The following is a 7,675-nucleotide window of genomic DNA, read 5'->3' as shown; positions in this document are numbered from 1 at the left end:
GAGAAGGTGAACGCCTTGGCCGAGAACAGGTCGCCCGCCGCGTCGCGCTCGCCGGCGCCGATCAGCACTCCGGACGACTCCGGCAACTCGGTGCCCGGCGGCAACGCCAGCGCGACCACCGCCATCGAGGCCAGCTCGACCTCGGCGAAGGCGGCCGACGCGGCCGGGACCAGGTCGTCGAGCAGCTTCCGCGCGGCCGGTGCGGGCACGGCGAGCAGCACCGCGTCGACGTCCACGGGGCTGTCCCGCGGGGCGTGCGCGGGCGCCGCGGCGCCGAGTTCGAGCCGCCAGCCGCCGCCAGGGAGCCGGGTCAGCGCGCGGACCGGCACGCCGGTGCGGATCCGGGCGCCGGACAGTTCGGCGAGCCGGTCGACCAGCGTGCCGAGACCGCCGAGCAACGTCCCGAACACCGGAGCGGGTTTGGCGCCGGGTACCGGCTTGGGCAGCAGCGAAGCGGCGGCAGCGGTCAGCGACGCGGCGCCGTCCTCGACGGCCGAAGCGAGCCCCGGCATCGTCGCGCGGAGGCCGAGGCCGTCCGCTCCCCCGGCGTAGTCGCCGCCCAGCAGCGGGTCGACGAGCCGGTCCACCAGCTCGTCGCCGAACCTTTCGCGCAGCAGCGGGCCCAGCGCGACGTCGCCCTCGGACAGCCGGACCGGCGGCAGCGAAGCCTCGGCCTCGACCGCGAGACGGCCCTGCTCGGACAGCACCCCGGCCACCGCCGAAGCCGACGCGGGTACGCCCATCACCGTGCCGGGCGGCAGGCCCAGCACCGAGCCACCGGCGTGGATCTTCGCCCGCGCGCCCGTGGGGTGGGTGAGCAGCTCACCAAGGCCCACCTCGCGAGCCAGCGCCAGGACCTCGGGGCGGCGCGCGAGGAACGCCTCGGCGCCGACGTCGTAGCGGATCCCGGCGACCTCGGCGGTGCGGAGCTTGCCGCCGAGCGCGGCCGAGGACTCGAACACGGTGATCTCGGCGGCTTCGCCCAGCAGGACACGCAGCCGGTACGCCGCGGCGAGGCCGGAGATCCCGCCGCCGACGACGGCGACCTTGGTCATGAGCCGAGTTCGTGCACCAGCCGGACGACGCGGGTCAGTACGTCCGGATCGACTCCGGGGAGCACGCCGTGGCCCAGGTTGAAGATGTGCCCGGCGGCGGCGCGGCCCTCGGCCAGGATCCGGCGGACCTCGGCCTCGAGCACCGGCCAGCCCGCGTAGAGCAGCGCCGGGTCCAGGTTGCCCTGCACCACCGCGGGCTTCGCGCCGGGCGTGGACAGCCGCCGGACGGCCTCGTCGAGCGGGATCCGCCAGTCGACGCCGACCACGTCGGCGCCCGCGTCGCGCATCGCGACCAGCAGTTCACCGGTGCCGACGCCGAAGTGGATCCGCGGGACGCCGTAGTCCGCGACGCCCGCGAGGACCTTCGCCGAGTGCGGCAGGACGAACTCGCGGTAGTCGCGCTCGGACAGCGCGCCCGCCCAGGAGTCGAACAGCTGCACCGCGTCGACCCCGGCGTCGAGCTGGGCCTTGAGGAAGGTCAGCGCGAGGTCGGCGAGCCGCCCGGCCAGCTCGTGCCAGAGCTCGGGCTCGGAGTGCATGAGCGCCTTGGTGTGCTCGTGGTTGCGGCTCGGGCCGCCCTCGATCAGGTAAGACGCCAGGGTGAACGGCGCGCCCGCGAAGCCGATCAACGGCGTCTCACCGAGCGAGTCCACCAGCAGCCGGACCCCGTCGGCGACCTTCGACACCTGGTCCGGCTCCAGCACCGGAAGCGCGCGGAGCCCAGCCGCGTCCCGGATCGGCTCGGCCACGACGGGCCCGGTGCCGGGCACGATGTCGATGTCGAGGCCCGCGGCCTTGAGCGGGACGACGATGTCACTGAAGAGAATGGCCGCGTCGACGCCGTGGCGCCGGACCGGCTGCAACGTGATCTCGGTGAGCATCTCGGGGTCGAAGCAGGCGTCGAGCATTTCGACGCCTTGGCGCAGCGCGCGGTACTCGGGCAGGGACCGGCCCGCCTGCCGCATGAACCAGACCGGCGGGCGGGCGGGCCGCTCGCCGCGGGCGGCGGCCAGGAAGGGCGCTTCGGAGAGTGCGCGGCGAGCCGGCCGTGGCCGCGTCTGAGCTGTGGGAGACATCGGCTTCATGGTGCCATGTGCCCGCTGGGGCTCTGCTCTCGGCGCGCCTGCGCCCACATCAGGGCATTACCGTCCTACAGTCGGTCTGTGACCGCGATGACGCCCGTGCCCGACCTCTTCCGTGAAGCGGTCGCGGCGCTGCAATCCGTCCGGCCCCGGCCCGAGGTGACGCTCGAGACCATGCGTCCGCCGCAACGCCTCGCGCCGTGGTCGTACGCGGTGAGCTGCGAAGTGGAGGGGCCCGCCGACGTGCTCGCCTCCGGGCGGCTCGTGCTGCTGCACGACCCGGAGGGGCAGGAAGGCTGGGACGGTGTTCTCCGCCTGGTGATGTACGTCCGGGCCGAACTGGACCGGGAGCTGGCGCTGGACCCGTTTCTCCCGGCGGTCGGCTGGTCCTGGCTGAACGACGCGCTGGAGTCCTCCGGCGCGGGCTGGACGGCGCTGGGCGGCACGGTCACCGAAACCTCCTCGGCGCGCTTCGGCGACATCTCGGGCCCGACCCGCACCGACGACCTGGAGCTGCGGGCCTCGTGGACCCCCACCGACGCGGCGCTCCAGTCGCACGGCCACGCCTTCTGCCAGGTCATGGCCAGTGTGGTCGGCCTCCCCCCGGTGGGCGTGACCCTCTTCGAACAGCGCCAGAGCTCCTAGGACCGGACTTTTGAGCAGCTCACGCCGCCGGTCCTCGTTCGAGCGGCCGGGCTTGCGGGGCGACCAAGATCATGAGCGCGATACGCCCCGTACCTACCCCACGGTCGTGAAGCACATGTCGTCACAGACCGCTACTTGATCTTCACCCATCCAGCTCCGCCAAACGCGAGCCGGGGAGACCGGCGGACCTACTCGCCGTAGTGTCCGCCCCACCACGCTGAGCGACGGCCGGACAGTTGATCATGCCCCGGCCCGGAGCCGATTCTGACGACTGTGACAGGGCCTGGTGAACGTCGTGAGCAACGGCATCCGCACCTGCACGATTCATCTGCACGGCCGAATCCCGACCGGTATCTCTAGTGCATCGCGTTCCCTCGGGGTTCCGTTAGCTACCGGCTGCGCACTAGCCCGATCGTGTTACAACGAATCCCCTGAGTGACCATTGGTTTGAGATAGATACCCATTCGATCCCCCCGCGGAGGCCCCGGGGGAGCTACAGTGCCTTCGACGACACCACTTTCGGTCTAAAGCTGGCGCGGCTAAACGGCCGAAGGTCCCGGTGCCGGTCGGGGGGCACGACCGACTCCAGGGAGGTAGTGACGTGGCTACCGTCGGCATTTCTCAGGCCGTCCGATCCACGCCAGCCGGTGCTTTGCCGGCGAGCATGGTTCCGCATCCGCGGGAAGAGCTTTTTTCCGTGTTGGTGGTCGATGACCACCCGCTGTTGAGGGAGGCAATCGCAGCAAGACTCGCACAAATGGGTGCGGGCACAGTGCACGAAGCGGCCACGGTGGCCGAGGCGAGGGCGCGAGCACAGGCCACCGGGCCTTGTGATCTGGCGATTCTCGATCTCGGACTGCCTGACGGCAGTGGCATCGAGCTTGTTACGGAACTTCGTAGCAACGGCTGGCCTCGTGTTGTGGTGCTCGCGTCATCCGACGACCCGTACGCGGTCAGGTCGGCGTTCCAGGCCGGTGCCCAGGCATACCTGCTGAAGTCCGCGTCGCCGGTGGTTGTCACCGACGGCGTACGCAGGGTCCTGGAAGGCGGCGTGTACGCGGATCCGAGCGTGGCTCCTGTTCTCGCCACCGGCACCAGGGTTGCCGGCACCGACAACACCCCGCGTGAGCTTTCAGCGCGCGAGGTCGAGGTGCTGCAGCTCGTCGCCGATGGGCAGTCCAACAAGGAGATCGGTGAGGAACTTTCCCTCTCCGCTCTCACGGTGAAATCGCATCTCTCGCGTATAGGGCGCAAGCTCGGTACGGGAGACAGGGCACAGATGGTGGCGCTGGCTATGCGTGCCGGCGTGATCCGCTGACAAAAGCGAACAACTCTACGGGGCGGGCTGACCAGGCGCGGTACGCCCGTCCCGTAGGGTCTTCGCTTATGGATGGCGCAGAGATCGGACTAGACACCACACCCGATGCTCCTGCGTCCGTCTTGCTGCGAGAACCCGCCGAGGGCACTCCCCCGGTGATCACCGACGCGGCAGCACTGGCCGAAGCGTGCGCGAAGATCGCCGCGGGCACGGGGGCCATCGCTGTCGACACCGAGCGCGCCTCCGGCTATCGCTACTGGCCGAAGGCCTATCTGGTGCAGCTGCGCCGTGAAGGCGCCGGCTCGTTCCTCATCGACCCCATTCCCCTCGAAGGTGAGCTCGCTCCCCTCGCGGCTGTCCTCAACGACACCGAGTGGGTGCTGCACGCCGCCTCACAGGACCTTCCCTGCCTGGCCGAGCTGGGCCTGCACCCGGTGAGCCTGTTCGACACCGAGCTGGCCGGACGGCTGGCGGGTTACGAGCGGGTCGCCCTGGGCACCCTGGTCGAGCTCCTGCTGGGCTACCAGCTGGAGAAGGGGCACAGCGCCGCCGACTGGTCGAAGCGGCCACTGCCCATCGACTGGCTCAACTACGCCGCCCTCGACGTCGAGCTGCTGATCCAGCTCCGCGAGCGGCTCGAGACCGACCTCGCCGAGCAGGGCAAGCTCGAGTGGGCGAAACAGGAGTTCGAAGCCGTCAGGACGGCGCCGCCGCCCGCGCCGCGCGCCGAGCCGTGGCGCCGGACCTCCGGGGTGCACAAGATCCGCAACCCGCGCGGCCTCGCCGCGGTCCGTGAGCTGTGGCAGGCGCGCGACGAGCTGGCCCGCAAGCGGGACAGGGCGCCGAGCCGGATCCTGCCGGACACCGCCATCATCAACGCCGTGACGGCCGACCCGAAGACCGTCGAGGACCTGCAGGCGCTGCCGGTGTTCAGCGGCCGCGTGCAACGGAAGTACACCGCGAGCTGGCTGCGTCACCTGCAGGCCGCCCGCGCGCTCCCCCAGAGCGAGCTGCCCAGCCCGGCCCAGTCCACCGACGGCCCGCCGCCGGTGAACCGCTGGGCGGACAAGGACCCCGACGCCGCGGCCCGGCTCTCGACGGCGCGGGCGGCGCTGTCCGCGATCGCCGCGGACCACCGCCTGCCGCTGGAGAACCTGCTCCTGCCGGATCTGGTGCGGCGCACCTGCTGGCGCCCGCCCGCCGAGCTCACCGAGGACAGCGTCGCCGAGACCCTGCGGTCCCACGGCGCGCGCCCGTGGCAGGTCGAGCTGACCGCGGCCGCGCTCGCGAAGGCCCTCCACACCACCGCACCCGCTCCCGAAGCAGACCCCGGCCAGGTCAGCGGCGGCGGCAACTAGCGGCAGGAGACCCACCAGGCAGGCTGACGATCGGCGACACCGGTGCCGCCGATCGTCAGAAGCGGTCGCCGAAGAGGTCGACAACGTTTTCTTGCGAAGAGTTCGCGTACGCCTAGCCGTCCAGGATGGCGACAGCGACACAGCAGGTCGCTGAGCAGCGAAGCGGCTGCTGTCTCGTCCTCGCCGGTCATGCGTAGCCGGTACTTCCCGGAGATCGAACTCCGGGCGGAGCAGATCCTGGCCACCGATAAACAAATACTGGACAATTCCCGGCCACCTGCGCGACTCCCGGCCCGTGGCCGCTCCGGCGACCTAGGCTTCGGCTGACCAGTCACCCGGATCAGCAAGGTGTCCCGATGAGCGACTTCGTGTCCGATCAGCCTGCCGTCCAATGCTTCCTCAGCTTCACGCACGCAGACGACGAGCGGCTGCGTTTCGTGGATCCGCTGACGGCGGACCTGGCGTACTTCTGCGAGGCCGACCACGGGCGGAAGATCGAGATCTTCGTCGACCGCGTGTCCATCGGCTGGGGCGGGGACTGGCGTAAGGGCATCCAGGACGGCATCGACGCGGCCATGGTCTTCCTGCCGGTGATCACCATGAACTACTTCAACGAAAGCCCCTGGTGCCGGGACGAGCTGAACGCCTTCCACGCGAAGGCGAGCGCCCTCGAACTCACCGAACTGATCCTGCCGCTGATCATCATGGGGCACGACCTGCTCACCGGGGACAACGCCGACGCGAGCGTCCAGATCATCGAGAAGCTCCAATACCTCGACATCCGGGAGGCGGCCCTGGCCGGCCCCGGATCGCCGGAGTGGCGCCGGGCGATGGTCCTCGTCGCCGGGAAGCTGGTCAAAGCGATCGACGCGGCGGAGGCGAAACTGGCACAGCGGGGCTCGCAGACCCCGGCGCTCGCCGGCCTCCCCGACGACACCGGCCTCGCTGACAACGAAGACGCGCCAGGCCTGCACGAGTACAACGACAGGCTGATCGCGTCGGGCTATCGGCTCGAAGCCCACGCCATCGAGATCATCGGCGACCTGAACGCACTGAAAGACGCGTTCGCCCGGCTCTTGCACAACGGCGGACAGCGTTCACCGGAGCAGGAGCGCGTTCGTTCAGTGCGCGCCGCCGAAGCGTTCAAGCCACTGGCCGTGCGAATCCAGCGGTCGGGCACCGCGTTCGAATCGACCGTGGCCGAAGCCGACTCGACGATCCGCTCCTACCTGCGACTGCTCGTCTCCCACGGCAGCGCGGAGATGCTCGCGACCGCGCGGGACGAGTACCGGGAGTTCGCCAAGACGCTGGGCGACCTCGAAGGCGTCGAACTGACACTGACCGAGTTCCTGGAACAGACCCGGCCGCTGGAAGTGCTCAGCGCCCCGCTGCGGTCAGCGACGCGGCCACTGCGACTGGGCGCCCAGTCGATCCGGCTCGGCGTGCGGACCATGCGGCAGCTCGCCGACCTCGACCTGACCCGGCCCCTCTGACCCGGCCCCTTCTGACACAGGAAGCCGCGGCGCCGGTCGAGCGGCGGCGGCGCGGCTCTGGACGCGCTGGGCGAGGGAAAGCACGATCGGCACCGCGATCCAGCAGAGGTACGCGCTGCCGTTCGCGGTCAAGAACGCGACGGGGATGGACACCGCGAAAACCGCGGCCAGGCAGAGGCTGCGCACCTGGCTCTGCGCGAACATCCGGGGCGGCACGTCCTCGCGGTACAGGTGCTGACGCCGGATCTCCCGGATGATCAGCGCGAACGACGCGGACGCCAGCACCTGCACGAGCGCGTACAGGCCGAACCGGGCCGGGAAGGCGCCGTCGGCGGTGAGCACCCTGGTCGCGAACGGCATCAGGACCTGCAGGAACAGCCAGAACAGAGTGAGGCCGGTCAGGCGACCGCTCAGCGCGCGGACATGGCAGAAGATCTCGTGGTGAGCGTGCCAGTGAGCGCCGACGACCAGGAAGCTGACCACGAACGCCAGGTACTCGCTGCGGTGCTCCAGCACCGAATCCAGCATGGCGCCGGTGGTTGCGCCGGTCGGCACGGGCAGGTCCAGTGCCAGCAGGGTGAGGGCGATCGCGATCACCGCGTCGACGAACACGGGGAGCCGGGCGGCCGCGACCGCGCGCGCCTCGCTGGTCTCGTCTGCGGATTCGCGGCCGGAGTGAGTGTCCATGAACAGTAGTATTACCTGGTTAATATTAACTGGTCAA

Annotated in this window: 7 protein-coding genes; 4 read left to right on the top strand and 3 right to left on the bottom strand. The window is 70.3% G+C overall.

Annotated features, from left to right (window positions below):
* Together hemG and hemE are read right to left on the bottom strand one after the other, a co-directional pair.
* Positions 1-1,055 (bottom strand): protoporphyrinogen oxidase (gene hemG / locus QMK34_RS34060; RefSeq protein ID WP_326418795.1); only part of this gene is annotated, 1,055 nt, incomplete at its 3' end.
* The gene (gene hemE / locus QMK34_RS34055) at positions 1,052-2,131 is read right to left on the bottom strand and encodes a uroporphyrinogen decarboxylase (RefSeq protein ID WP_326418794.1); all 1,080 of its coding nucleotides are present in this window, start codon (positions 2,129-2,131) and stop codon (positions 1,052-1,054) included. The genes hemG and hemE, both read right to left, overlap by 4 nt.
* Before the next feature lie 87 nt (positions 2,132-2,218).
* Here hemE and QMK34_RS34050 point away from each other — a divergent pair, with 87 nt between their 5' ends.
* The 4 genes from QMK34_RS34050 (at position 2,219) to QMK34_RS34035 (ending at position 6,951) form a co-directional block, all read left to right on the top strand.
* A complete protein-coding gene (locus QMK34_RS34050) occupies positions 2,219-2,782 on the top strand; it encodes a DUF3000 domain-containing protein (protein ID WP_326418793.1) in 564 nt (187 codons plus the stop codon).
* Between the two features lie 601 nt (positions 2,783-3,383).
* Entirely contained in the window at positions 3,384-4,100 is a 717-nt protein-coding gene (locus QMK34_RS34045) for a response regulator transcription factor (protein ID WP_326418792.1), read from the top strand.
* 68 nt (positions 4,101-4,168) lie between these two features.
* Entirely contained in the window at positions 4,169-5,458 is a 1,290-nt protein-coding gene (locus QMK34_RS34040) for a ribonuclease D (protein WP_326418791.1), read from the top strand.
* Between the two features lie 356 nt (positions 5,459-5,814).
* A complete protein-coding gene (locus QMK34_RS34035; protein WP_326418790.1) occupies positions 5,815-6,951 on the top strand; it encodes a TIR domain-containing protein in 1,137 nt (378 codons plus the stop codon).
* Here QMK34_RS34035 and QMK34_RS34030 read toward each other — a convergent pair.
* A complete protein-coding gene (locus tag QMK34_RS34030) occupies positions 6,853-7,638 on the bottom strand; it encodes a TMEM175 family protein (RefSeq protein WP_326418789.1) in 786 nt (261 codons plus the stop codon). The two genes, QMK34_RS34035 and QMK34_RS34030, sit on opposite strands and share 99 nt — an antisense overlap.
* Positions 7,639-7,675 lie beyond the last annotated feature (37 nt).

The organism is Amycolatopsis sp. H20-H5 (assembly GCF_035828755.1).
GTDB lineage: Bacteria > Actinomycetota > Actinomycetes > Mycobacteriales > Pseudonocardiaceae > Amycolatopsis.
This window is presented reverse-complemented; position numbering and strand designations above follow the sequence as displayed.

Bases quoted from the DNA above. Each gene is read 5' to 3' on its own strand.
- hemE (WP_326418794.1), bottom strand. From the start codon at position 2,131: ATGTCTCCCACAGCTCAGACGCGGCCACGGCCGGCTCGCCGCGCACTC.
- QMK34_RS34040 (WP_326418791.1), top strand. From the start codon at position 4,169: ATGGATGGCGCAGAGATCGGACTAGACACCACACCCGATGCTCCTGCG.
- QMK34_RS34035 (WP_326418790.1), top strand. From the start codon at position 5,815: ATGAGCGACTTCGTGTCCGATCAGCCTGCCGTCCAATGCTTCCTCAGC.
- QMK34_RS34030 (WP_326418789.1), bottom strand. From the start codon at position 7,638: ATGGACACTCACTCCGGCCGCGAATCCGCAGACGAGACCAGCGAGGCG.